The sequence below is a fragment of the Dactylosporangium sp. McL0621 genome (genome assembly GCF_049995355.1).
In the GTDB taxonomy this organism is placed as follows: Bacteria; Actinomycetota; Actinomycetes; order Mycobacteriales; family Micromonosporaceae; genus Dactylosporangium.
Genome location: NZ_CP188259.1, coordinates 3165892 through 3190362, shown reverse-complemented (window position 1 = coordinate 3190362; position 24471 = coordinate 3165892). Strand labels below are relative to the sequence as shown.

Here is a 24471-nt window from a genome sequence, read left to right as displayed (position 1 = left end):
TGCAGAAATATTTCGCCCACCGGCCCCCTGTGCAAGTCACTCTTCTAGTTGTAGCGTGTGGACACCGTTTGGTTTGGAGGTCAACGATGTTCTCCATCGCCGAGGTGGTCCGCGACGCCGCGCGCCGGCACCCCGACGCCCCCGCGGTCGCCGGCCAGGGCCGGCCCGCGACCTTCGCCGAGATCGACCGGCGCTCCAGCCGGGTCGCCGCCGGCCTGCTCGCCCTCGGCGTGCGCCGCGGGGACCGGGTCGCCTACGCCGGCCTGAACCGCACGGACGTGCTGGACATCGCCTCCGGGGCGGCCAAGCTGGGTGCGGTACCCGTCCCGCTGAACTTCCGCCTCGCCGGCCCCGAACTCGCCGCGGTGCTCGCCGACTCGGGCGCGGCGGTGCTCTTCGCCGAGCCGGCCCAGGCCGAGCTCGTCCGGGGGTCCTTCGAGGGCGTGACGCTGACGCTGGACGGCGACTACGAAGCGTGGCTGGACGCGCAGCCGGAACAGGACCCCGGGGTCGTCACCGACCCGGACGACCTCGCCGTGCTGCTGTACTCCTCCGGCACCACCGGCCTGCCCAAGGGCGTCATGATCCGCAACCGCAACCTGCACTCGATGCTCGACGTGGCCCGCCGCCGCTGGCAGCTCGACCCGGGCGACGCCTCGCTGAACGTCTCGCCGTACTTCCACGTCCTCGGCTTCGCGTGGGCCGTGCACAGCCTGCGCCAGGGCGCGGCCCTCGCCCAGGTGCGCGACGCCGCCCCGCAGGCGCTGCTCGGCCTGATCGCCGGCGCGCGGGTGCGGGTGGCCGTGCTCGTGCCGGTGCTCATCGACGTGGTCCTGCGCAGCCCCGGGCTCGACGAGGCCGACCTGAGCAGCCTGCGCCTGATCCTGTACGGCTCCGCCCCCATCTCCGCCCAGGTGCTCGTCGAGGCGACCAAGCGCCTCGGCGCCGCCATGGAGCAGTCCTACGGCCTGACCGAGATCTCCGGCGGGGCCACCTTCCTCAGCCCCGAGGACCACGACCGGGCCCGCGACGAGCCGGGGCTGCTGCGCTCCTGCGGGCGGCCGGACCCGAGCAGCGAGCTGCGCGTGGTCGACCCGGTGACGCTGGAGGAGCTGCCCACGGGGTCCCCGGGCGAGGTGCTCATCCGCTCGGCCCAGGTGATGGCCGGCTACTGGCAGCGGCCCGAGGAGACGGCGTACACGCTGCCCGGCGACGGCTGGATGCGCACCGGGGACGTGGGGCGGCTCGACTCGGAGGGGTACCTCTACCTCGTCGACCGGGCCAAGGACATGATCGTGTCCGGGGGCGAGAACGTCTACCCGGCCGAGGTCGAGCGCGCGCTGCAGGGCCACGACGAGGTCGCCGAGGTCGCCGTCGTCGGCGCACCCTCGGCGCGGTGGGGCGAGTCCCCGGTCGCCGTGGTGGTCCGCGAGCCCGGCAGCGAGCTGACCGAGGAGGCGCTCATCGCCTGGGTCCGCGAGCGGCTCGCACATTACAAGTGCCCGGTCGCGGTGCGCTTCGAGGACGCACTGCCGCGCAACGCCTCCGGCAAGGTGCTGCGGCGCGTCCTGCGCGAGCCACTGTGGGCGGGCCACGAGCGAAGGGTCGGCTGAGTGTCGCTGCAGGACCTGCTGGACAAGCAGGAGATCACCGAGATACTGACGCGGTACATGCGCGCCGTCGACCGCGGCGACCTCGACGCCCTGCGCGCCTGTTACCTCCCGGGCGCGGTCGAGGAGCACGGCGGGGTGTACAGCGGCCCGGCCGACGCCTACGTCGACAGCATCGCCCGCACCCTGACCCACCCGAAGGCGATCACCACGCACGTGCTGTCCAACGTGCTCATCGAGCTCGACGGCGACCGCGCCGACGTCGAGTGCTACGTGACCGCGTTCGCCCGTGTGAAGCCCGGCGACACGCTGACCGTGGCCCGGATGCTCGACGTCTTCGAGCGCGTGGACGGCCGCTGGGGCATCCGGCACCGGCGGCTGCGGTGGGAGTGGAACCACGACATGGAGCGCACGGAAGGCTGGATCTTCGGCATGCTCGTCCCCGACCCCTCGGTGCTGCAGCGCGGCGCCAAGTTCCCGGCCGACCCGGTGTACGGCTCATGACCGGCGTCGTCGCCCTCGTGACCGGGGCCAACCGCGGCATCGGCCAGGCGTTCGTCGAGGAGCTGCTCGAGCAGGGCGCCCGCGTCTACGCCGGCAGCCGCGACCCGGCCGCCGTGCAGACCCCCGGCGCGATCCCGGTCGGGCTCGACATCACGGACCCCGCGCAGGTGGCGGCGGCCGCCGCCGGGTGCGCCGACGTGAACCTGCTCGTCAACAACGCCGGGCTGTTCACCAAGCAGCGGCTCGTGCTGCCCGAGGACCCCGAGGCGGCCCGCGCCGAGATGGAGGTCAACTACTTCGGCACCCTCGCCATGACGCGGGCCTTCGCCCCCGTGCTCGCGGCCAACGGCGGCGGGCAGATCATCAACGTGCTGTCCGTGGCCGCGATCGTGCCCACGGCGTTCATGGGCGGGTACTCCCCCGCCAAGGCCGCCACCCTGTTCCTGTCCGGCATCACCCGCGCCGAGCTGGAGCCGCAGGGCACGAAGGTCACCGCGCTCATCGTCGGCTCGGTCGACACCCGCATGGCCGACCACGTCGACGGGCGCAAGGAGGACCCGCGGGACATCGCCCGGGCCGGGCTCAAGGCGGCGGCCAAGGGCGAGCTGACCTTCGACACCGACTGGATGGCCGTCGACGCGCGGGCCCGCCTGGCCCGCGACCCGGTCCGCTACGAGCGCGGGCTGGGACGGCTCGTGCACAGGGCGGCGCTGCGGACGGGCCGCGAGTAGATGGGTACCCGCGTCATCCAGTGGGCCACCGGCGCCATCGGCAAGACGACGCTGCGGGCCGTGCTCGACTCCCCCGAGCTCGAGCTCGCCGGCCTGTACGTCTACGGCGAGCGCAAGGCCGGCCGCGACGCCGGCGACATCGCCCGCCGCCCGGCCACCGGCGTCACCGCGACCCGCGACATCGAGCAGATCCTGGCCCTCGACGCCGACGTCGTCATCCACGCGCCCCGGCTGCGCCTCGACTACGGCGAGCACGACGAGGACATCTGCCGGCTGCTGCGCTCCGGCAAGAACGTCATCACCACCGCCGGGCACCACTACCCGGCCCCCGAGCGCGCGGCGCGGTTCGAGCGGGCCTGTGCCGAGGGCGGCAGCACCCTCTTCGGCGTCGGGATCAGCCCCGGCGTCATCGGCGAACGCCTCACGCTCGCCCTGACCGGGGTCGCGGTCCGCCTGGACCGGGTCGAGATCGACGAGGTCCTCGACGCCCGCGCCATGCCCGACCCCGACTTCGTCTTCAACGTCATGGGCATGGGTTCGTCGTCGCCGGAGCCCGGCGCGCTTTCGGAGCTGTATGGCGAGCTGTACACCGAGACGCTGCGGTTCATGGGCGACGCGATGGGTGTGGTCTACGACCGGATCGAGCCCGACCACCACTACGAGCTGGCCGCCGTCGACCTGCAGGTCGCGGCCGGCACCATCCGCAAGGGCACCGTCGTGGCGACCGAGTGGCGCTGGCACGCCGTCGTGGCCGGGCAGCGGTTCATCACCCTGTCGATCATCTGGACGATGGACCCGGCGCTTCCCCGCTACGCCGGGCGCGACCACTGGACGATCCACGTGTTCGGCAAGCCCGAGGTGGTCATGTCGCTGAACCTGGTCGAGCCCCAGGAGCCCGGCGTGCGAACGACCGCGGCCCAGTACGTGACGGCCGGCCCGGTCATCAATGCGATCCCGCTCGTGGTCGCGGCCCCGCCCGGCATCCTGTCCTTCGACGTCTTCGGCGCGTGGTCCGCATGAGGCCGTTCTTCGCGGTCCACGCCGACGGCGGCCGGGTCACGAGCGTCGCCGACATCATCCGCCGCCGCGCGGCCGCCACCCCCGCGCTGACGGCCGTCATCGAGGCCGGCCGCACCACCACGTTCGGCGCGCTGGACGAGCGCTCGAACCGGGTCGCCCAGGCGCTCATCGCGGCCGGCGTCGCGCCCGGGGACCGGGTGGCCTACATCGGCGCCAACGCACCGGAGTTCCTCGAGGTCCTCTACGGCGCGACAAAGGCCGGCGCGATCGCCACCGCCGTCAACAACCGCCTGGCGCGGCCGGAGATCGCGGCCATCCTCTCCGACGCCGCCCCCGCGGCCCTCATCGTCGACGATCCTTCGCTGGTACCGCCGGGAGCTCGCGCCGTGTGCACCGGTGACGAGTACGAGGCCTGGCTGTCCACTGTGGACCCGGTCGACCCGCTCGTGCCCGCCGGGCCGGACGACACCGCGGTCATCTTCTACACCTCGGGCACGACGGGCCGGCCGAAGGGCATCATGCTCAGCGGCGACAACCTCGGCCAGGCCCTCGCGACCATGCACTACGACATGGAGCTCACGACCACGTCGGTGGCGATGGCACCCATCCCGTACTTCCACATCTCCGGCCTCGGCCTGGCCCTCGTGGCCAACCTCAACGGCGCCGCGCTGCTGCTGGAGACCGCGGCCGGCCCCGACGCGCTGATCGCCCTGCTGGCGCGGCGGCGGGTCTCGCACGCGGCCGTCGTGCCGACGATCCTGCAGACGCTGCTGCAGCTGCCCGGCACGCGCGAGACCGACTGGTCGGCGCTGCGCTACCTGGTGTACGGCGCGATGCCGATCCCGCTGCCGGTGATCCGCGCCGCGACGGAGGTCTTCGGCTGCAAGTTCCTGCAGTCGTACGGCCTGACGGAGTCGACGGGCGGCGTGACGGTCCTCTGGCCCGAGGACCACCTGCCGGACGAGCCGCGCAAGGAGCGCCGCCTGCGCTCGGTGGGCCGCCCCATGCCGGGCGTCTCCCTGCGGGTCGTCGACCCGGTGACGCTGTCGGACCTGCCCCCGGGCGAACGCGGCGAGGTCCTGATCGGCGGCGGCCACGTGATGCGCGGCTACTGGCGCAACCCCGCGGCGACGTCCGCCACGATCGTGGACGGCTGGGTCCGCACCGGCGACGGCGGCTCCTTCGACGAGGACGGCTACCTGTACCTGCACGACCGCATCAAGGACATGATCGTCTCCGGCGGCGAGAACGTGTACCCGGCCGAGGTCGAGAGCGTGCTGACCGGCCACCCGGACCTGGCCGAGGTCGCGGTGGTGGGCGTGCCGTCGGCGCGGTGGGGCGAGTCCCCGGTGGCCGTGGTGGTACCGCGCGCGGGCCACACCCCGGACGAGGCCGAGGTGATCGCGTGGTGCCGCGAGCGGCTGGCCCACTTCAAGTGCCCGGTCGCGGTACACGTGGTGGAAACCTTGCCCCGCAACGCTTCCGGCAAGCTCCTCAAGCACGCCCTGCGCAGTAGTTTCTCCTAGCTCGCTGCGCTCGCGGCGGGGGAGCTCCGCTCCACCCACACCCCCTCAAAATCTCCGCCGTCGCCGACGAGCACCGAACGGGCGCTGCCGATTTCGGCTCGACGACGCGACTTCGGCGCGCTGATCCAGCCTGCGCGCCGGGAGCGTCCTGGGCGCGCTGGCTGTCACATCCCGACGAAGGTCACGGTCTCGGTCAGGTCCGCCCGCCCGGTACGCAGCGGTGGCACGCCCGGCCGCTCGAACCCGACCGAGACCCCGCAGAGCAGCACGAGCCCATCGTCGGCCCCGACGATCCGGCCGACGGTCCTGCGAAACATCGTCCACATCACCTGCGGGCAGCTGTGCAGCCCCTCGGCCCGCAGCAGCAGCATGACCGTCTGCAGGTACATGCCCGCGTCGGCCCACTGCCCAGGCCCCATCGTCCGGTCGAGGTAGCAGAACAGGACGACCGGCGCCCCGAACGCCGCCGAGTTCAAGGCGGAGATCTTCACGGGCCGGGCGGGGTCGTCGCGCTCGATGCCCAGCGCCGCGTACCGCTGGGCCGCCGCGGCGGAGAACCGGTCCAGGTACGGCGGGACCAGGTCGGCCGGGTACATCGGGTACTCCCGTTCGTCGCCGGGGTCGCCCGCCAGCGCCCTGGCCGTCGCACGCCGCTTCAGCTCCGCCAGGGGCTCGCCGGTCACGACGTACACCTGCCACGGCTGGAGGTTCCCGCTCGACGGGGCCCGCGCCGCGGCCGCGAGCACGCGTTCCAGGGCCGCCTTCGGAACCGGTTCGGCGCTGAACGCCCGCACGGCGCGCCGGCTGTCCACAGCGTCATACACGTCCACCAACCCAGCCTATGACGAGGCCGAGGGATGCTCAGCGGATGCTCAGCAGATACTCAGCGCCATGCGTTCAGCCTCGTCCCGGACGCGTCGGACGAGGCCGCCGGGCTGTTCGGTGCTCGAGCGCGCCGGCGTGGATTTTGAGGGGGTGCGGGTGGAGCTTGCTCCCCCACCGCGAGCGCAGCGAGCCAGGGAAAACCCTCAGCGGTACCGGCAGTGCACGCCCAGGAGGCTCTCGTCGCGCAGGGCCGGGCCGCGTTCGGAGCGCAGCAGGGTCAGCGTCCACCGGGGCAGCTCGGCCGCCGGGCGGAAGCGCACCGTGCGGCCGCCCAGGTCGATGGTGTCCGCGGCGGCCGGCTCGTAGCCCAGGATCTCGGCCCACTGCTTGACCGTCGCCTCCGGGTCCTGGGCCGGTACGTCCACCGCCACCACGTCGTCGATCAGTGCGTGCGGCGACGGGTCAACGCCCATGCCGTCCCAGAACCAGGCGTCGCGGTCCGCGATGCCGTCCAGCTCGAGCAGCAGGCCGGCGTCGGCCGGGTGGAACTGCACGATCGGGTGGCCCATGACGAGCTGGTCGGCGACCACGCGGACGCCGAGGGCCAGGGCGCGGTCGCGGGCGGCCAGGGGGTCGCTGTGCTGGACCGAGAGCGCGTAGCCGCCCGGGCCGCGCTTGGCCAGCCAGCGGGCGATCGACACGTCGGGCGTGAGCGGAGCGACGAGCTCCAGGTAGGAGCCGCCGGCCAGGGCCATCGTGTCGTCGGCCATGCCGATCGCGGCCAGTTCGGGATCGGCGAAGCCGGGGCCGAGGCCGTAGTGCTCGCGCAGGAGGCGGCCGTCGGCGGCCATGTCGGAGGTGGCCAGGACGACCTGGCGCAGTAGGGCCCAGTCACTCATGAGCGTATTCCTTGCGTAGCAGGCGTTTCAGGATCTTGCCGGAGGCGTTGCGGGGCAGGGTTTCCACGACGTGTACCGCCACCGGGCATTTGTAGTGGGCCAGGCGCTCGCGGGACCACGGGATGAGGTCGTCGACGGCGCCGTTCGTGACGACCACGGCGATCGGGGACTCGCCCCAGCGCGCGGACGGCACGCCCACGACCGCGACGTCGAGCACGTGCGGGTGGGCGGCCAGGACGCGCTCGACCTCGGCCGGGTACACGTTCTCGCCGCCGGAGACGATCATGTCCTTGATGCGGTCGTGCAGGTACAGGTAGCCGTCCTCGTCGAAGGAGCCGCCGTCGCCGGTGTGCAGCCAGCCGTCCACGATGGACTCGCCCCGCCAGTAGCCCCGCGTGACCGACGGGCCGCGGACGAGGATCTCGCCGCCGGCGACCCGGACGTCGAGTCCCGGCAGCGGGCGGCCGACCGAGGTCAGGCGGCCGTCGGGGCGGTGCTCCTCCGGGTCGAGGACGGTGGCGACGCCAGTGGTCTCCGTCAGGCCGTACGACTGGTGCAACCGCGCGCCGAGGACCTCCGTGGCCCGTCCCACCAGGGCGGGGGTGATCGGGGCACCGCCGTAGACGATGTGGCGCAGGGCCGAGAAGTCGGCCGGGGCGTCGGTCAGGGCCTGGATGAGCGTCGGGACCATCGCCGCGTGGGTGGCCCGGAAGTCGACCAGCTGACGGGACATGCTCGCCGGGGCCGGCTCCGCGTTCTGCACGATCGTGCCGCCCGCGGCGAGGGTGATGAGGGACCAGCCGGTGCCGGCGATGTGGTGGTACGGCGTCGGGACCAGGCTGACCGCGTGCTCGTCGACCTCGAACAGCGCGCCGAACGCGCCGACCGTCCAGGCCAGCTGCTCGTCGTCGATGAGCACGCCCTTGGGGCGGCCGGTAGTGCCGGACGAGTACATGATCATGACGGGCGCGTCGTCGAAGACCTCGCCGATGCCGGCGTCGCGGGCGATCCAGGCGGCCTCGTCGGCGGTGAGGCGGAAGTTGATCGGCACGAGGGTGGCGCCGGCCCGCAGGCAGGCGATGAAGAGCTCCCAGAAGTCCGTGCGGTTGCGGTCGCGGTAGGCGACGCGCTGGCCGGGCCGCAGCCCGGCGGCGAGCTGCCCGGATGCCTGCCACAACTGCGCGTACGTGACCGAGCGGTCGTCGCCGGTGATGGCCGTCCTGTTCGAGATGTTCCGCTCGATGAGCGACAGGACGGCACTCATGGCGTGCGTTCGATGGTGACGTCGCTGCCCCCGCGCAGGGGCTCGCGGCACTGGTCGCACGCCAGCCGCGGGGTGAAGATGCGCCGGCACTCGGTGTGCCGGTAGACCAGCGCCCGCCCCTCGGGCGCCTTGAACCAGCGGTGCCCCCAGTCCAGCGTGCACATGACGACCGGGAAGAAGGCGCGGCCCTTGGCGCTGAGGTGGTAGCTGAGCCAGTCGGCGCGCTCGGCGCCGGGCGCCGGGTCGAGCACACCGAGCTCGCAGAAGGTGCGCAGCCGGTCGGCGACCATTGTCGGCGGGGCGCCGAGGCGCTGCTCGAAGTCCTTGAACCGGTGCGCGCCGAGGAAGGCGGCCCCGAGCAGGGCCGAGGACCAGCGGTTGCCGATGAGCGCCATGGTCTGCGGGAACAGGCCGGGGCTGGCGCCCGCGCCGGCGAAGGAGCGGCGGCGGGTCGTGGCCGCGGGGACGCTGCGCTCCCAGGTGCCGCTGGGGCCGAAGCCGCCGGTGACGTCGCGGGGCTCGACCGCCTTGCCGCAGGTGGCGCACATGAGCAGCGGCTGGAACGGCTGCCCGCAGCGGCTGTGCCGCATGAGCGGCAGGTGCTCCTCGTGCTGGGGCACCCAGCGGGCCTCCCACGCCCAGATGGCCAGCAGGATCGGCCAGGTGTCGCGGCCGCGCTTGGTGAGCCGGTACTCGAACCGCGGCGGCCGGTCCTGGTAGGCGACCTTCTCCATGATCCCGACCTCGGCCAGCCGGGAGAGCCGGTTGGTCAGCACCGAGTTGGAGATCGGGAGCCGCTCCAGGTATTCGCTGTACCGCCGCACGCCCGCGGTCGCGTAGCGCAGGATGAGCAGCGTCCACTCGTCGCCGATGATCCCGAGCGCGTGCGCGACCGCGTTCTGCCCGCCCGGCTCGAGCTGGGTGGGCGCGTCCCCCGGGTGCACCACGGCCACAGAGGGGGCGTCACCGGGCGGTTCGACTGTCACGCAGGGCCCATCCGCAGCGCCGCGGCCATCGTGTCGGCGGTGCCCCAGCCGGGGATCGAGGAGCCGGCGGCCCAGGTGGCGTGCGTACCGCTGGAGACGCGCTCGGGCAGCGCGACGCGCGCGACCGGGCCGTCGGCGACCCGCTGCGCGTCGAAGACCAGGCACTCGGAGGCGTCGCGGTTCATGTCGGTGACGATCGTAATCAGGTAGCCGTCGTCCTCGGCGGCCGAGCCCACCCGGGGCGCCATCGCGGTCTCGCTGCCGAAGACCCCCTCGCCGAAGGCGTACCGCTCGTCGTGGCCGGTGAGCAGGTCGTGCTTGACGACGCCGTCGAATAGGAACCAGCCCTCGACGCCGGTGGCGGCGTACGCGTACCGGTTGGGCCGCCCCCCGTGCCGCCCGTTGATCATGCCGAACTCGGTGACGGTGTCGCGCAGCCGCTCCTCCCGCACCTGGCCGGTGACCAGGTTGAGCCGCCACCGGTGCAGGTGCGACTGCATCCGGTCGAGCGCCAGGAAGCGGAACATGCGCTGGTAGTAGGAGCCGTCGCCGCGGTCCTGGGGCTCGGGGTCGTCCTGGAAGAAGCCGTCGAGGACGATCTCGTCGCCCTCCTCGTAGGCGTTGACCCAGTGCAGGACGTAGGTCGGGTCCGCCTCGAACCAGCGGACCTGCTCCGAGGTACCGCGGCGGGGAACGACCCCGATCCGCAGGGGCATTTCGGGGTGGAAGCGGGCGGCGTGGACGCCCTGCTCCAGCAGCGCCGGCTCCCAGAACAGCGGGCAGTCGTTCAGGATCGCGTAGTGCTCGGTGTAGGCCATGTCGTGCGGCAGGCGCGGGCCCGGCAGCGGCACGTCGATGTAGTGCACCAGGTGGTTGTCCGCGTCCACCACGCCGTAGTGCAGGTACGGCGCCTGCTTGCCGTAGTTGAAGAACAGCAGCTCGCCGGTGTGCTCGTCGCTCTTCGGGTGGGCCGAGACGCCCCACTGCGACGGGAACCGCCCGCCCCACGTGGACTTGCCGAGGGTGTCGAGGGTGAGCGGGTCGAGGCGGTACAGGTCGCCGCACTGGTAGAAGCTGGACAGGGCCACCCCGGCGTGCACGACGATGTCGGTGCTGGAGGAGTCCTTGAGCCCGCCGCGGGCGCCCCAGCCGTCGCGGCGGCTGCGGTCCGGGGGCTCGGCGAGGCCGGCCCAGAGCGGCTCCTTGCTCTCCTGCTCGGCGAGGAACCCGTCGGTGCGCACGAAGCGGTTGCGGTAGAACGCCTTGCCGTCGCGGAAGCCGACCACGTGGATCATGCCGTCGCCGTCGAACGGGTGGTACCTGCCGGCGATGGCGGGGTGCACGGGGTTCTCGGTGTTGCGCAGGTACACGCCGTCGAGGTCGGCCGGGATCTCCCCGGTCACCGTGAGGTCGTCGGCGCGCCATTCGCTGGTCTGCGGCCGCCACGGCCCGGTGCGGTACGGGTGGTCGTCGTCCTCCGGGAGCGTGGCCAGGGCGTGGCCGACGAGCTCGACGTCCATAACGGTCGCTCCTACTTTCCAGAGTCGGCCGCGCCGACCACGAGACTCACCGTCGTCGTGGTGCTGCCGCCGATGTTGAGGGTGGCGAAGGTGCGCGCGCCGGGCACCTGGTAGGCCCCGGCCTGGCCGGTGACCTGCCGGTGGGCGTCCACGAGCATGCGCACGCCGGTCGCGCCGACGGGGTGGCCGCCGCCGATCAGCCCACCGCCGGGGTTCATCGGGATCCGGCCGCCGATGGCGAGCTCGCCGGACTCGACCGCCTTCCAGCTCTCGCCGGGCGCGGTGATGCCGAAGTGGTCGATCGCCGCGTACTGCGACATCGTGAAGCAGTCATGGGTCTCGATGCCGTCGAGGTCCTCGACGCCGCCGATGCCGGCCCGCCCGAACGCGTCGAGCACCGCCTTGCGCACGTGGGGCAGCGCGTACGGCTCGCCGGCGCTGCGCCGCAGCTTCTGCTCCAGCGGCAGCCCGACGGTGGCGTGGCCCCAGCCGAGGATCCGGGCGAGCGGGCGGCGGGCGAGGCCGGGGTGGGCGGCGAGGTACCGGTCCGACACGAGCACCACGCCGGCCGCGCCGTCGGTGACCTGGCTGCAGTCGTTGCGCCGCAGCCGCCCCTCGACCGGCGGGTTGGCGTCGTCGTCGGCGCTGAAGCTGGCGTCGGTGAAGGTCCAGCCGCGGGTCTGCGCGTTGGGGTTCACCCGGGCGTTGTCGAAGGCGAGCCGGCCGATCGCGCGCAGGTGGGCGTCGTCGAGGCCGTAGCGCTTGTCGTACTCGTCGGCGAGGGCGCTGAACATGTACGGCCACATGAACTTGGCCTGCTCGCCCTCGTGGCCGACCCAGGCGGCGGCGCCCAGGTTGCGGGCGGCCTGGTCGCCGGGGACGGTGCGCTCCAGCTCGGCGCCGAGCACGAGGGCGACGTCGTAGCGGCCGGACTCGAGGTCGGCCATGGCCGACAGCACGGCGATGCCACCGGAGGCGCACGCGGCCTCGTGGCGGGCCGCCGGGATGCCCCAGAGGCGCTCGTCGACGGTGGCGGGCATGCCGCCGAGCTGACCCTGGCCGGTGAAGAGCTGGCCGAAGGCGTTACCGACGTGGATCACCCCGATGTCGGCCGGGTCGACGCCGGACGCGTCGAGGGTCCCGGTCGTCACCTCCGCGAAGAGCTCGGCGAAGCCGTGCCCGGCGCGGGCCCAGTTGCGGGCGAAGTCGGTCTGGAAGCCACCTGCGACCCACGTGCTCGAAGTTCCCATGAGCCACCTCCATTCGAGCTTCCTTACTATAACAAGCAGAGTCGCTCGTCAACGTGCCGCCGCCCTGACCTAGGTCATCTCTTGCCAACGGCACCCGATGAGACTACACCTAACAGAGTGACTTCACGCGACGTGTACGTCCTCGAGTACCTGCGCACGGCGCGCGGCAAGGGCTCGGCGAAGGGCGCGCTGCACCACCTGAGCCCGACCGAGCTCGTCGTGCACCTGCAGCACGCGCTGGTCGGGCGCACCGGGCTCGACCCGGCCCGCATCGACGACATGGCCCTCGGCCTGGCCTCCCAGAGCGGCGAGCAGGGCGCCAACCTGCCCCGCACCGCGGCGCTGCTGGCCGGCTGGGGCGAGCACGTGCCCGGGGTCAGCCTGAACCGGTTCTGCGCCTCCGGGATCGACGCCGTCGCCCAGACCGCCGCCCGGGTGCGCGCCGAGGACCTCGACCTGGCCGTCGCCGGCGGGGTGGAGAGCGTCTCGCGGGTGCCGATGTTCTCCGACCAGGGCCCGCTGTGGAGCGACCCCGACACGATCCGCCGGGTCGGCTCGATCCACATGGGCATCGCCGCCGACCTCAACGCGACGCTGGACGGATGGCCGCGCGAGGAGCTGGACGCCTACGGGCTGGAGACCCAGGCCAAGGCGACCGCCGCCTGGAAGGCCGGGTTCTACGAGCGTGCGGTCGTACCCGTGGACGGCTTCGCCCACGACGAGCTGGTCCGGCCCGGCACCACCATGGAGAGCCTGGCCGCGCTGCCGCCCGCCTTCGCCGAGCTGGGCGCCTCCGGCCAGGACGCCATCGCGCTGGCCGCGCACCCCGAGGCCGGCGCGATCGAGCACCGGCACACCGTCGGCACCTCCCCCGCCATCGCCGACGCCGCCGCCCTGGTGCTGCTCGGCACCCGCGCGGCCGCCGAGGCGAACGGGCTCGCCCCGCGGGCCCGCGTGGTCGCGGCGGCCACGTGCAGTACCGACCCCGTCATCATGCTCACCGCCGGGCAGCAGGCCGTCGAGAAGGTCATCGCCAAGGCCGGCCTCACCCCGGCCGACATCGACGTGTTCGAGTTCGCCGAGGCGTTCTCGGCGCTGTGCCTGAAGTTCCGCCGCGACCTCGGCGCCGGGCCCGAGCGCATGAACCCCAACGGCGGCACGATCGCCATGGGCCACGCGTTCGGCGCGACCGGCGCCATCCTGCTCGGCCAGTGCGTGGAGGAGCTGCAGGCCCGGGGCGGGCGCTACGGCGTCGCCGCCGTCTCGGGCGCGGCCGGCCTCGGGGTCGCCGTGCTCGTCGAGCGGGTCGACGCATGAGCGCGCTCGACGGCCGCGTCGGCGTCGTCACCGGCGGCGGCAAGGGTCTGGGCCGCGCCTTCGCCCTGCACCTGGCCGGCCTCGGCGCCGCGGTCGTCGTCAACAACCGCAACCGCCAGGCCGACTCGGCCGGCGCCGTGGTCGCCGAGATCACCGCCGCGGGCGGGCGGGCCGTCGCCGACTACAGCGACGTCGCCGACCCGCACGCGGGGGACGACCTGGTGGCGCTGGCTCTGTCGGAGTACGGCCGGCTGGATTTCTGTGTCACCAGCGCCGCCGTGAGCTCCCCGGCGATGTTCCACAAGACCGGCATGGACGCCTTCGCCGCCGTGCAGGCCGTCAACGTGCTCGGCACCGCGAGCGTCGCCGCCGCGGCCGCCCGGCACCTGCGCGGCGCGGGCGGCGGGCGGATCGTCCTCGTGGCCAGCACCGCCGGGCTGCACGGCGAGCCGACCGTCTCCGCCTACGCGGCCAGCAAGGGCGCGGTCATCGCCCTGGGCCGGACCATCGCCGCCGAGGGCGCGCCGCGCGGGGTGTACACCAATGTGCTGCTGCCGTACGCGACGACGCAGATGACCGACGCGGGGATGGCCGGACGGTTCCGCGACGCGATGACGGCCGAGTCGGTGGCGCCGGTCGTCGCCGCGCTCGTCGACCCGGACGGCACCCTCAACGGCGAGGTGATCGTGGCCGCGAACGGCTCGCTGCGCGCGACGAGCGCCGTGGAGTGGGGCACCGTGCGGGTGCCGCCGTCGCTGGACGCCGCGGGGCTGGCCGGGCTCCTGGACTCGAGCCGGGCCGGGAAGCCGCACGAGTACCGCACCGCGCAGGACGCGTTCGCCGACTTCGCCGAGGAGACGCTGCCGTGAACTGGACCGCCCTGGCGCTGAACCTGTGCGCCACGATCGTCGCCGTCGCGCTCGTCATGGCGCTCACGATGGCCTACGCGCTGCGCCGCGGCGAACAGTCCATCGTGGACACCGTCTGGGGCCTCGGCTTCGTGGTCGTCGCGGCCGTGTCCTTCGCGCTCTCGGCCGGCCACGGCGACCCGTGGCAGCGCGCGGTGACCCTCGCGCTGACCGCGGTCTGGGGCCTGCGGCTCGGGGCGTACATCTACGTGCGCAACCGGGGCAAGGGCGAGGACCCGCGGTACGCGGCGCTGCTGCGGCGCAACCAGGGCCGGCTGGTGCCGTACGTGATCCGGACCATCTACTGGCCCCAGGGCGCGATCATGTGGGTCGTGTCGCTGCCGGTGCAGGCCGCGATGTACGTGTCGTCGCCGGTACCGGCGCTGCTGTGGGCCGGCGTCGCGGTGTGGGCAGTCGGCTTCGCGTTCGAGGCGGTCGGCGACGCGCAGCTGGCCCGGTTCAAGCGCGACCCCGCGAACGCCGGCCGGCTCATGGACCGCGGCCTGTGGGCGTGGACGCGCCACCCCAACTACTTCGGCGACTCCGTCGTGTGGACCGGCCTGTTCCTGCTCGCGTGCTCGCACTGGGTGGGCCTGCTGACCGTCGCCGGCCCGGCGCTCATGACCCACATGCTCGTGAACAAGAGCGGCAAGGCCCTGCTGGAGCGCCGGATGAGCCGGTCGCGGGGCCCCGAGTTCGCCGAGTACGCCGCCCGCACCTCCGGCTTCCTCCCCCGCCCGCCCCGCCGTGCATGACGTTTCCGACCTGCTGGAGGTCCTGGACCTCCGGCCGGTCGGCGACTCCGTCTTCGAGGGCCGCAACAGCGCGCTCGACCTGCCCCGGGTCTTCGGCGGCCAGCTCGCCGCGCAGGCCTTGGTGGCGGCGGCCCGGACGGTACCGTCGCGGCAGCTCCCGCAGTCGTTGCACGCCACGTTCCTGCGCCCGGGCCGCCCCGAGGCCGTCAACCGCTTCGCGGTGGAGCACGTCCGCGACGGCCGGAGCCGCACGACCCGCACGGTGACGGCCACCCAGGACGGCCGCGAGGTGCTCCGCCTGACCGCCGCCTTCGGCCCCCCGTCGACGGGCGTGGGCCACCAGACCCCGCCCCCGGAGGCGGGCAAGCCGCTGGACGCCCCGACGCTCGACGAGAGCATCGCCGACCTGGGCGGCCTCATGGGCCTGTGGACCGGCTTCGCCGCCGTCGACATCCGCGTGGCCCCCTGCCCCGGCGGCGGACCGTCGCGCGGGCTGCTGTGGATGCGCGCCACCGCCCCGCTGCCCGACGACCCAGTCACCCACGCGGCCGTCCTCTGCTACGCAACGGACCTCACCCTGCTGTCGGCGGCGCTGGTACCGCACGGGCTGCGCCTCGGCCGCGAGCGCGACCACAGCCACGCCTGGGACACCGTGTCCCTCGACCACGCCCTGTGGTTCCACCACATCCCGCGCGCCGACGAGTGGCTGCTGTTCGACCAGCACTCGCCGGTGGCCTCGCACGGACGCGCCCTGGCCACGGCCCAGGTCTACGACACCACCGGCGAGCTGGTGGCCACGGTCACGCAGGAGGGCCTGCTGATCGCCGAGCCGCTGACCTGACGTTCGCCTCATCCACGTGCAGCGGTGCGAACCGAATTCAATTCCCGACCGCGGGCTTGACCTTGCCCCTGGGGGAACGTTCCACGATCGGTGCATGGACGAGATGACGCACATTCGGGAGCGGGTCGCGCGGTTCTGTGACGAGAGCCAGGTGCCCGGCTTCCTCGCCGGGGTCTACCACGCCGGGCAGACCGAGATCTCCGCGTACGGTATCGCCAACCTCACCACCGGTGCCGCGATGCGGCCGGACACCGGGTTCCTGTTCGGGTCCGTCACCAAGATCATGACCACCATGCTCGTGCTGCGGCAGGTTGCGGCCGGCAAGCTCGACCTCGACGCCCCCGTGGTGCGGTACCTTCCCGAGTTCGCGCTCGCCGAGCCCGGCGCCGCCGAGCGGGTTCTCGTGCGGCACCTCGTCATGCACACGAGCGGCATCGACGCCGATCTGTACTTTCCGCGCGGGTGCGGGGACTCCGCGCTCGCCGGCTACATGGCCGGGCTCGCCCGGCAGTGCGGGACGCTGTTCGAGCCGGGACGGTACGTCAGCTACTCCAACGGGGGCATGATCGTGGCCGGGCGGCTGCTCGAGGTGGTCACCGGGCTGAGCTACGCCGAGCTGCTGCGCCGCGACGTCTACGAGCCGCTCGGGATGGGGACCGCGGCCACCTCGGCCGAGGAGGCGATCCTTCGCGGTACCGCCATCGGGCATTTTCCCGGCCCCGACGGCACGGCGCGGCCCACCGGGATGTTCAAGCTCCCGGACACCTGGGGGCCGGCCGGCGGCACGCCGATCGGCACCATCGACGACCTGCTCAAGCTCGGGCGGGCCCATCTGGCCGCCGACAACCCGATGGCCGTGGTGACGCACGACATGGGCGTGGCCAACGTGCCGCCGATCGGGATGGGGTGGCTGCTGGAGGACTTCGGCGGCACCACGGTGCTGTCGATGTCCGGCGCCTCGCCCGGCGGGGTGGCCGTGCTCGCCGTGGTGCCCGCGCACGATCTGGTCTTCGCCGCGTACGGCAACGACCCGCGCGCGTTCGCGCTGCACAACGAGCTCATCCCGGAGCTCGTCGGGCGGTTCGCGCCGGTGGCGTTCCCGCCGCTGGCGGTCGCGGACGAGGGGGACCTGCGGCGGTACGCCGGGACCTATCGCTCGCAGCAGCTGCGCGTCGACGTGACCGTGGCCGGCGGGGAGCTGGAGGAGCGGGTGACGTACGAGCCCGCGGACCCGGACCAGGAGGCGATCTTCACCGCCTTCGCCGGTGGGCCCGTGTCGGGGCCGCCGCAGCGGTACGTGCCGCTCGGCGACGGGCTCTTCGCGCCCGCCGGGATGCCGCTGGAGTCGCTCGGCGGCTACGGCCGGGTGTACCTGGTCTCGTACCTCGGCGATGCCGGCGGCCGCGCGACGCACCGCTGCGCCGGCGGCCGGATGACCCGCCGCACCGGGGAGTGAGTGGTCACATCATGTCGACCCGGCCCCGGGTGCGGGCCGGGCGCCCGGCCCCCGCGGCCAGGGCGGCGTCCGTGAGCACCTCGGGGCCGGGGAAGAGGTGGGTGAGCCCGGCGGGCAGGCCCGGCACCGGCTCGCCGAAGGCCCGGACGAGCTCGCCGAGGGCGTCCCGGTCGCCGCGCACGGCCCCGACCACGCGGGCCTCGAACGGGGAGAACGCGCCCGGCTCGCCGGTGTCGAGGCCGAGCAGGTCGCGGACCCGCTGGACGACGTGGATGAGGCCTTCCCAGTACGGCAGGTGCGCCCACAGCACCAGATGGTCCGGCCCGCCCGCGGCGACCTCCAGCACGCCGGCGTCCCCGTCGACGCCGATCGTGCGGCGGTACACGTCCCCGTCGACGGTCTCCACCCCCGGGATCGCGCGCTCCTGCCGCGTCTTCAGCGCCGCCGGCCAGTCGTACGGGCCCTCGAACGGCAGCCGCAGCCGCAGGCCCCCGTCGCACACGAGCCGGTCCGCGCGGCGGCGGCGGCGGCCCCGCAGCTGCCGCGGGGTCGCCCGGAACGTGTCGGCCATCGCCCGGTTGAACTGCCGGACGCTGCCGAACCCGGACGCGAACGCCACGTCGGTGACGGTCAGGTCGGTGTCGTCGAGCAGCCGGCGCGCGAAGTGCGTGCGGCGCGAGCGGGCCAGCTGGTCGGGCGTCACCCCGAGGTGCTCGGCGAACAGCCGGCGCAGGTGCCGCCCGGACAGCCCGAGACGCCGGCCCAGCTCGTCCTCGCCGCCCTCGTCGAGGACCCCGTCGATGATCATCCGGACCGCGCGGCACACCAGCTCCGGCTCGCGCCACGGCAGCGAGCCGGCCAGCCGGTACGGGCGGCAGCGCAGGCAGGCCCGGTACCCGGCCGCCTCGGCCGCCGCGGCCGAGTCGAACGTGCGCACGTTGTCGGCCCGGGGCCGCGCGCCGCAGCCGGGCCGGCAGTAGATGCCGGTCGTCACGACCGCCGAGTACACCGTCACGCCACCCACGGTAGGCAGGCCGCCCGCCGCGGACCAGCCACATCCGGACCTGTCCGGATCCGACCGGCGCGCGGTGCCGGGAGCATTTAGACGTACCGTATGCATGATTTCACCGCCGCCTGCCGCACGGCCCTCGACGAGACCTCGTGGATCGAATACGTGCCCGGCTGGCTGCCCGGCGACGCGGCCCTGCTCGCCGCGCTGCTGACCGGGGCCGGCTGGGAGCAGCGGGAGCGCTGGATGGTCAACCGGATGGTGACCGAGCCGCGGCTCACCGCCGAGTACAGCGACCTCGCCGCCGCCCCGGACGACCGGCTGCGCGCCGCGGACGCCGCGCTCTCCGCGCACTACGGCGTCCCCTACGACGGGCTGTGGATCAACTACTACCGCGACCACCGCGACAGCACCGGCTGGCACGGCGACTGGCCCACCTGCAAACGCGCCGAGTGCGTCGTGCCGGTGCTCACCTCGGCGCCACCCGACGCTTCCTCATCAAGCCCCGCGACGGCGGCCGCGGCCGCGTGCTGACCCCGGCCGGCGGCGACCTGATCGTGATGGGCGGCCGCTGCCAGCGCGACTGGCGCCACTGCGTGCCGAAGCAGACGATACCGGCGGGCCCGCGGGTGAGCGTCAACTTCTCCAGCCGATTGCAGGCCGTCCGCGGATAGCACCCCGCCGGTGGTGGCACGATTGGTCCAATGCAGATCGACTTGACCGGACGGACCGCGCTCGTCACCGGCTCCACCCGCGGGATCGGGGCGGCCATCGCCGCCGGCCTGGCGAAGGCGGGCGCCCGCGTGGGCGTCAACGGCCGCAGCCCCGAGTCCGTGACCGAGGCGCTGCGGCGCCTGGGCGACGGGGATTTCGTGGCGGTACCGGGGGACGTCGCCACCGCCGAGGGCGCGCTGAAGGTCCTGGAAACCCTCCCCGACGCCGACGTCCTCGTGAACAACCTCGGCATCTTCGGCGCCCGCGAGCCGCTCGAGATCACCGACGACGAGTGGCGGCAGTACTTCGAGACGAACGTCCTGTCCGCGGTGCGCCTCACCCGCGCCTACCTGCCGGGGATGACGGCGCGCGGGTGGGGCCGCGTGCAGTACATCGCGAGCGACTCCGCCGTCGTCATCCCGGCCGAGATGATCCACTACGGGGTGTCGAAGACGGCCCTGCTCGGCGTCGCCCGCGGGTTCGCGAAGGCCGCGGCGGGCACCGGCGTCACCGTCAACTCGGTGATCGCCGGCCCCACCCACACCGGCGGCGTCGAGGACTTCGTGTACTCCCTCGTCGGCCGCGACCTGCCCTGGGACGAGGCCCAGCGCGAGTTCATGCGCCGGCACCGCCCGCAGTCGCTGCTGCAGCGGCTGATCGAGCCCGAGGAGATCGCGAACCTGGTGGTGTACCTCAGCTCCCCGTTCGCCTCGGCCACGACGGGCGGCGCCGTCCGCGTGGACGGCGGCTACGTCGACGCGATCCTGCCGTAGCCCCGGTCAGCGGAGGGGCTCCAGCACCGGGCCCTCCGGGGTGTCGACCACGCGCCAGCCCGCCTCGGCGATCTCGTCGCGGATGCGGTCGGACTCGGGCCAGTCGCGGCGTTTGCGCGCGTCCTCGCGCTGGGCCAGCCGGTCGCGCAGCTGTTCGTCCACGGTGGACACGTCGGCCCGGCCGTCCAGGTCGGCCGGGTGGAGTTCGTCCAGGCTCAGGCCCAGCACCGTGTCCGCCGCGGCCAGCAGGGTCGCCAGGTCGGTGTCCGGCAGGTCGTCGCCGCGTGCCGCGGTGTTCAGGTCGGCCAGGGCTCTCGGGGTGTTGAGGTCGTCGGAGAGGGCCTCGTCGAGGCGGCGCAGGGCCGCCCGGCCGGCCTCGGTGGTCATGGCGGCGGCGGCCGCGGTCAGGGTCGGCACGTCGGGCAGGGGGCGCAGGGCCTGGGCCCGGCCCGCCAGGCGGCGCAGGGCGCTCGAGGCGCCGCGCACGGCCGCGTCGGTCAGTTCCAGCTGGCTGCGGTACGTGGCGGTGAGCAGGAAGTAGCGGTACGCCAGCGGGTGCAGGCCGTCGTCGACGAGGTCCTGCAGCAGCGGGGCGCCGCCCTCGGACTTGGCGACCTTGCGGTTGCGCAGCAGGACGAACTCGTTGTGCAGCCAGTGGGTCACCCAGGGGCGGTCCGACTCGAGGTACGCCTCGCTCTGGGCGATCTCGTTGACGTGGTGGATCTCGCGGTGGTCGACGCCGCCGGTGTGGATGTCGAAGTGGCGGCCCAGCAGGTCGATGCTCATGACCGAGCACTCCAGGTGCCAGCCGGGCACGCCCGGTCCCCACGGGGAGTCCCAGCGCATGACGCGGCGCTGGCCGGGGGCCTCGGTGCGCCAGACGGCGAAGTCGGCCTTGTTGCGCTTGCCGGGCACGGTCTCCAGGCGGGCGCCCTCGCGCTGGCCCTCCATCGAGATCTGGGCGAGGGTGCCGTAGCCGGGCGAGCGGGCGGTGTCGAAGTACAGGCCGCTGTCGATCCGGTACGTGTAGCCGCGCTCGTCGAGCGTGCGGGCGAAGTCGAGCATCTGCGGTACGTAGTCGGAGGCGCGGGGCAGGTCCGACGGGGTGCGCACGTTCAGGCGCGCGATGTCGTGCAGGTAGGCCGCGGTGTAGTGCGCGGTGACCTCGCGGACGGACTTGAGCTCGCGGCGGGCGGCCGCCTCGACCTTGTCCTCGCCGAGGTCGGTCTCGCCGACGGTGTGGCCGACGTCGGTGATGTTGACGACCTGGCGGACCCGCAGGCCCTTCCACTCCAGCACCCGGCGGAGGGTGTCGCTGAAGACGTACGGGCGCATGTTGCCCAGGTGCGCGTACGAGTAGACGGTGGGGCCGCAGGTGTAGACGCCGACCTCGCCGGGGACGAGCGGGCGCAGCGGCTCCGCCTGCCTGGTGAGGGAGTTGTACAGCGTGATCGGTGCACCGTCGGCCATGAGCAAAACGGTACCAATCGCCGGGTCACGCCCACAGATGGCGGCGCAGGTGGTCCGTCACCTGCGAACTGCCCGGGCTGTCCCCCACGCGAGCTACACGGCGGTGCCCACCGAGCGGTGACGTCCGGGGCCCCGCCGGCGCCATAGCGTCATCGACGTGGCGCGGCACCGGGTCGCGCACCAGCCGAAGGAGTTCACGATGACCGAGGCTCAGACCGTGCCGGCGCGGCGAATCGGACTGCGTCTGCTCGTCATGATCGTGGTGTTCGCGATCGTGCTCGTGGTGTCGGCGGCGATCAACTCGGCGGCCGCCGGCAACGCCGTGACGGCGCTCGTCTTCGGGGCGCTCACGGCGGCGGGCGGGCTGCTGCTGTACCGCTTCCTGGTCGGGCGGCTCGAACGGCGCCCGGTGGACGAGGCCGCCGCGGCCGGCCTGGCGCCGGGGCTGCTGCGCGGGGCGGGCGCCGGGGTCGTGCTGTTCGCCGTGACCATCGGGATCATCGCGGTCCTCGGCGGGTACCGAATCGCCGGTCTCGGCTCTTTGACCGCCACCATTGCCACCTTCGGGACCATGGTCGGGGCCGCGGTCGCCGAGGAGCTGCTCTTCCGCGGGGCCCTGTTCCGCCTGGTCGAGGAGTGGCTCGGCACGTGGGTCGCGCTCGCCGTCTCCGGGCTGCTGTTCGGCGCGCTGCACCTGCTCAACCCGGGCGCGACGCTGTGGGGCGCGATCGCGATCGCGGCGGAGGCGGGGGTGCTGCTCGGCGCCGTGTACACGGCGACGCGCTCGCTGTGGGTGCCGATCGGGCTGCACTTCGGCTGGAACTTCGCCGAGTCGGGTCTGTTCGGCACGGTCGTGTCGGGTACGACGAACACGCACGGGCTGGTGCGCGGGGTGGCCGCGGGGCCCGACGCGATCAGCGGCGGCGGGTTCGGGCCGGAGGGCAGCGTCGTGGCGATCGTCGTCAGCGGGGTGGCCTCGGCGCTCCTGCTGCGCCACGCCCACCGCAAGGGCCTGATCGTGCGCCGCGGCGGCGCGCCGCGGTGACGCCGGTCACGCACGGAGTGCACGCCCGCGGCGGCTACGCTGCGGGCGTGTTGCGCCTGCCCCTCGGCCGCCGCGGCGCCACGGCCCTGGCCTGGTGGCGCTCGCGCAGCGTGCTGCTGCGCGACGGCTCGCTCGGGGTGCTGCTGGCCGGGCTGGCGTTCGTGCCGGCGCTCGCCGGTGCCGGGACGCGCCTCGGCGAGCTGCCGCACCGCCCGGCCGACGCGCTCGCCGTCGTCGCCGTGCTCGCGCAGACGCTGCCGCTGGCCGGGCGGCGGCGGTGGCCGGCCGCGGGCCTGGCGATCGCGGCGGCCGGGTTCGCGGTGCAGGAGCTGCGCGGGTACGTGACGTTCGCGGGCGCCGGGCTGCTCATCGCGCTCTACAGCGCGGCCGCGCACCAGGAGCGGTTCCGGGGCTGGGTGGCCGCGGGGGCCGCCGCCGCGTACGCGGGACTGGCCGTGGCGCTGCACGCCGCCGGGTCGACCGCGCGGCTGCCGGACTTCGCCATCTTCTTCCTGCTCGTCGCGGGCGGCTGGGTGATGGGCGCGTGGGTGCGGCGGGTCCGCATCGCCGAGGCCGGGCGGCGCCGGGCCGCGGCGGCGGACGCCCGCACGGCGGAGCGGGCCCGGATCGCGCGGGAGCTGCACGACGTGATCACGCACCACGTGACGGCGATGGTGGTGCAGGCCGACGCGGCGCAGTTCCTGGCGGCGAGGCCGGAGAAGCTCGGCGAGAATCTGACCGCGATCAGCGGCACCGGGCGAAGGGCCCTGGGCGAGCTGCGGGACCTGCTGGGGGTGCTGGACCCGGACCGGGTCGCGCCGCGCGGCGACCTGCCGACCCTGGCCGGGCTCGGCGACCTGGTCGCGCGGACCCGGGCCGCGGGCCAGCCGGTGGAGCTGGTCGAGCAGGGGCGGCCGGGCGGGCTCGGCTCGGGCCGCGAGCTGGCCGCCTACCGGGTGGTGCAGGAGGCGCTGACCAACGCGCTCAAGTACGCGGCCGGGGCGCCGACCCTCGTCCGGCTCGTGCACCACCACGACGGCGTGGAGATCACGGTCACCACCGGCGCCGGGGCCGCGCCGGGCCGGCCGGTCGGCGGCTCCGGGCGCGGGCTGGCCGGGCTGCGCGACCGCGTCGAGGTCTTCGGCGGCGAGCTGACCGCCGGCCCCGTCCCCGAGGGCGGCTTCACCGTAGCCGCCCGCATCCCCGCCGGAGAGACCGCATGATTCGGGTGCTCGTCTGCGACGACCAGGCGCTGGTGCGCACCGGGTTCGTCACCATCCTCGACGCGCAGGACGACCTGGAGGTCGTCGGGGAGGCCAGCGACGGCCGCGCCGCCGTCGACCTGGCCCGGCGGCTGCGGCCCGACGTCGTGGTGATGGACATCCGGATGCCGGTGCTGGACGGGATCGAGGCCACCCGGCAGCTGGCCGGGCCGGGCGTCGCCGAGCCGGTCCGGACGCTCGTGGTGACGACGTTCAACCTCGACGAGTACGTCTTCGCCGCCCTGCGCGCCGGGGCGAGCGGCTTCCTGCTCAAGGACGCGACCCCGCAGCAGCTCATCGCCGGGGTGCGCACGGTCGCGGCGGGCGAGGCGCTGCTCGCGCCGGCGGTCACGCGGCAGCTCATCGGGCGGTTCGGCACCCGGGTGCGCCCGGCCGAGCCGCAGGTGAGCGCCGAGCGGGTGCTCGCGCCGCGGGAGCTGGAGGTGCTGCGGCTCATCGCCACCGGGCTGTCCAACGCCGAGATCGCCGCGACGCTCGTCATCAGCGGCGAGACGGTCAAGACGTACGTGTCGCGGATCCTGACGAAGCTCGACCTGCGCGACCGGGTGCAGGCGGTCGTCTACGCGTACCGCAACGGCCTCGCCGACCCCGAATAGCAACCGCGATATCAATGGGCGCCGACCCTATCGCGAACCCTTGCCCATGAATGGGTTACATGAATCGATGTTATTCGCATCCGTACATGTCTTGGGCCATTGTCGAGCGCTAAAGTCCGTGCCATCGACCCGTCGCGGTGCCGAGAGGAGGTCGACCATGAAGTCCGTG

General features: G+C 73.8%; 23 protein-coding genes. 15 read left to right on the top strand and 8 right to left on the bottom strand.

What is annotated here, in order from left to right:
• The first annotated feature begins 86 nt into the window (after positions 1–86).
• The 5 genes from ACPPVO_RS14960 to ACPPVO_RS14940 are packed head-to-tail and all read left to right on the top strand — an operon-like array spanning position 87 to position 5391.
• Positions 87–1613, top strand: a complete 1527-nt coding sequence (locus ACPPVO_RS14960) for an AMP-binding protein (protein WP_426511811.1) — start codon at positions 87–89, stop codon at positions 1611–1613.
• Positions 1614–2114 (top strand): nuclear transport factor 2 family protein, encoded by a 501-nt coding sequence (locus tag ACPPVO_RS14955; RefSeq protein ID WP_426511810.1) that lies wholly within the window; start codon positions 1614–1616, stop codon positions 2112–2114.
• Complete coding sequence (locus ACPPVO_RS14950; protein WP_426511809.1) at positions 2111–2845, top strand: SDR family oxidoreductase; 735 nt, start codon at positions 2111–2113, stop codon at positions 2843–2845. Before ACPPVO_RS14955 ends, ACPPVO_RS14950 begins: the two co-directional genes overlap by 4 nt.
• A complete protein-coding gene (locus tag ACPPVO_RS14945; protein ID WP_426511808.1) occupies positions 2846–3865 on the top strand; it encodes a hypothetical protein in 1020 nt (339 codons plus the stop codon).
• Positions 3862–5391 (top strand): long-chain-fatty-acid--CoA ligase, encoded by a 1530-nt coding sequence (locus tag ACPPVO_RS14940; protein ID WP_426511807.1) that lies wholly within the window; start codon positions 3862–3864, stop codon positions 5389–5391. The genes ACPPVO_RS14945 and ACPPVO_RS14940 overlap by 4 nt, the downstream gene beginning before the upstream one ends.
• A 164-nt stretch (positions 5392–5555) precedes the next feature.
• Here ACPPVO_RS14940 and ACPPVO_RS14935 read toward each other — a convergent pair whose 3' ends face one another.
• The 6 genes from ACPPVO_RS14935 to ACPPVO_RS14910 form a co-directional block, all read right to left on the bottom strand.
• Positions 5556–6221 carry a nitroreductase gene (locus ACPPVO_RS14935; protein WP_426511806.1) on the bottom strand — a complete coding sequence of 222 codons (666 nt, stop codon included), beginning with the start codon at positions 6219–6221 and terminating at the stop codon, positions 5556–5558.
• Positions 6222–6419: 198 nt separating this feature from the next.
• Positions 6420–7115 carry a hypothetical protein gene (locus tag ACPPVO_RS14930; RefSeq protein ID WP_426511805.1) on the bottom strand — a complete coding sequence of 232 codons (696 nt, stop codon included), beginning with the start codon at positions 7113–7115 and terminating at the stop codon, positions 6420–6422.
• Positions 7108–8379 carry an AMP-binding protein gene (locus ACPPVO_RS14925; RefSeq protein ID WP_426511803.1) on the bottom strand — a complete coding sequence of 424 codons (1272 nt, stop codon included), beginning with the start codon at positions 8377–8379 and terminating at the stop codon, positions 7108–7110. The genes ACPPVO_RS14930 and ACPPVO_RS14925 overlap by 8 nt, the downstream gene beginning before the upstream one ends.
• Positions 8376–9365: a winged helix-turn-helix transcriptional regulator gene (locus ACPPVO_RS14920; RefSeq protein WP_426511802.1), complete on the bottom strand. Its 990-nt coding sequence runs from the start codon at positions 9363–9365 to the stop codon at positions 8376–8378. The genes ACPPVO_RS14925 and ACPPVO_RS14920 overlap by 4 nt, the downstream gene beginning before the upstream one ends.
• On the bottom strand, positions 9362–10885 hold the full coding sequence (locus tag ACPPVO_RS14915) for a carotenoid oxygenase family protein (protein ID WP_426511801.1): 1524 nt from the start codon (positions 10883–10885) through the stop codon (positions 9362–9364). The genes ACPPVO_RS14920 and ACPPVO_RS14915 overlap by 4 nt, the downstream gene beginning before the upstream one ends.
• Positions 10886–10896: 11 nt before the next feature.
• Positions 10897–12135, bottom strand: coding sequence for an acetyl-CoA acetyltransferase (locus tag ACPPVO_RS14910; RefSeq protein WP_360376194.1), 1239 nt, complete (start codon positions 12133–12135; stop codon positions 10897–10899).
• A gap of 117 nt (positions 12136–12252) precedes the next feature.
• Here ACPPVO_RS14910 and ACPPVO_RS14905 point away from each other — a divergent pair, with 117 nt between their 5' ends.
• The 5 genes from ACPPVO_RS14905 (at position 12253) to ACPPVO_RS14885 (ending at position 17412) form a co-directional block, all read left to right on the top strand.
• Positions 12253–13452 carry an acetyl-CoA C-acyltransferase gene (locus ACPPVO_RS14905; RefSeq protein WP_426511800.1) on the top strand — a complete coding sequence of 400 codons (1200 nt, stop codon included), beginning with the start codon at positions 12253–12255 and terminating at the stop codon, positions 13450–13452.
• Complete coding sequence (locus ACPPVO_RS14900; RefSeq protein WP_426511799.1) at positions 13449–14321, top strand: SDR family NAD(P)-dependent oxidoreductase; 873 nt, start codon at positions 13449–13451, stop codon at positions 14319–14321. Before ACPPVO_RS14905 ends, ACPPVO_RS14900 begins: the two co-directional genes overlap by 4 nt.
• Positions 14318–15115, top strand: a complete 798-nt coding sequence (locus ACPPVO_RS14895; RefSeq protein ID WP_426511798.1) for a DUF1295 domain-containing protein — start codon at positions 14318–14320, stop codon at positions 15113–15115. Before ACPPVO_RS14900 ends, ACPPVO_RS14895 begins: the two co-directional genes overlap by 4 nt.
• Complete coding sequence (locus ACPPVO_RS14890; protein WP_426511796.1) at positions 15108–15956, top strand: acyl-CoA thioesterase; 849 nt, start codon at positions 15108–15110, stop codon at positions 15954–15956. Before ACPPVO_RS14895 ends, ACPPVO_RS14890 begins: the two co-directional genes overlap by 8 nt.
• Positions 15957–16050: 94 nt before the next feature.
• A complete protein-coding gene (locus ACPPVO_RS14885; RefSeq protein ID WP_426511795.1) occupies positions 16051–17412 on the top strand; it encodes a serine hydrolase domain-containing protein in 1362 nt (453 codons plus the stop codon).
• 4 nt (positions 17413–17416) lie between these two features.
• On the opposite strand, the gene ACPPVO_RS14880 is transcribed toward ACPPVO_RS14885, so the two are convergent.
• Complete coding sequence (locus tag ACPPVO_RS14880) at positions 17417–18427, bottom strand: helix-turn-helix domain-containing protein (protein ID WP_426511794.1); 1011 nt, start codon at positions 18425–18427, stop codon at positions 17417–17419.
• Between the two features lie 99 nt (positions 18428–18526).
• On the opposite strand from ACPPVO_RS14880, the gene ACPPVO_RS14875 reads away from it, so the two are divergent.
• On the top strand, positions 18527–18955 hold the full coding sequence (locus tag ACPPVO_RS14875; protein ID WP_426511793.1) for a hypothetical protein: 429 nt from the start codon (positions 18527–18529) through the stop codon (positions 18953–18955).
• Between the two features lie 170 nt (positions 18956–19125).
• Positions 19126–19908, top strand: coding sequence for an SDR family NAD(P)-dependent oxidoreductase (locus ACPPVO_RS14870; RefSeq protein WP_426511792.1), 783 nt, complete (start codon positions 19126–19128; stop codon positions 19906–19908).
• A 6-nt stretch (positions 19909–19914) separates the two neighbouring features.
• Here ACPPVO_RS14870 and cysS read toward each other — a convergent pair whose 3' ends face one another.
• Positions 19915–21378 (bottom strand): cysteine--tRNA ligase, encoded by a 1464-nt coding sequence (cysS, locus tag ACPPVO_RS14865; RefSeq protein ID WP_426511791.1) that lies wholly within the window; start codon positions 21376–21378, stop codon positions 19915–19917.
• A gap of 199 nt (positions 21379–21577) precedes the next feature.
• Between cysS and ACPPVO_RS14860 the strand changes: the two genes are divergently transcribed.
• Genes ACPPVO_RS14860 through ACPPVO_RS14850 form a run of 3 tightly spaced genes read left to right on the top strand, consistent with a single transcriptional unit; the run spans position 21578 to position 24302 of the window.
• Positions 21578–22423, top strand: a complete 846-nt coding sequence (locus ACPPVO_RS14860; protein WP_426511790.1) for a CPBP family intramembrane glutamic endopeptidase — start codon at positions 21578–21580, stop codon at positions 22421–22423.
• A gap of 47 nt (positions 22424–22470) precedes the next feature.
• Complete coding sequence (locus tag ACPPVO_RS14855) at positions 22471–23646, top strand: sensor histidine kinase (RefSeq protein WP_426511789.1); 1176 nt, start codon at positions 22471–22473, stop codon at positions 23644–23646.
• Positions 23643–24302: a response regulator transcription factor gene (locus ACPPVO_RS14850; RefSeq protein ID WP_360376228.1), complete on the top strand. Its 660-nt coding sequence runs from the start codon at positions 23643–23645 to the stop codon at positions 24300–24302. The genes ACPPVO_RS14855 and ACPPVO_RS14850 overlap by 4 nt, the downstream gene beginning before the upstream one ends.
• Positions 24303–24471 lie beyond the last annotated feature (169 nt).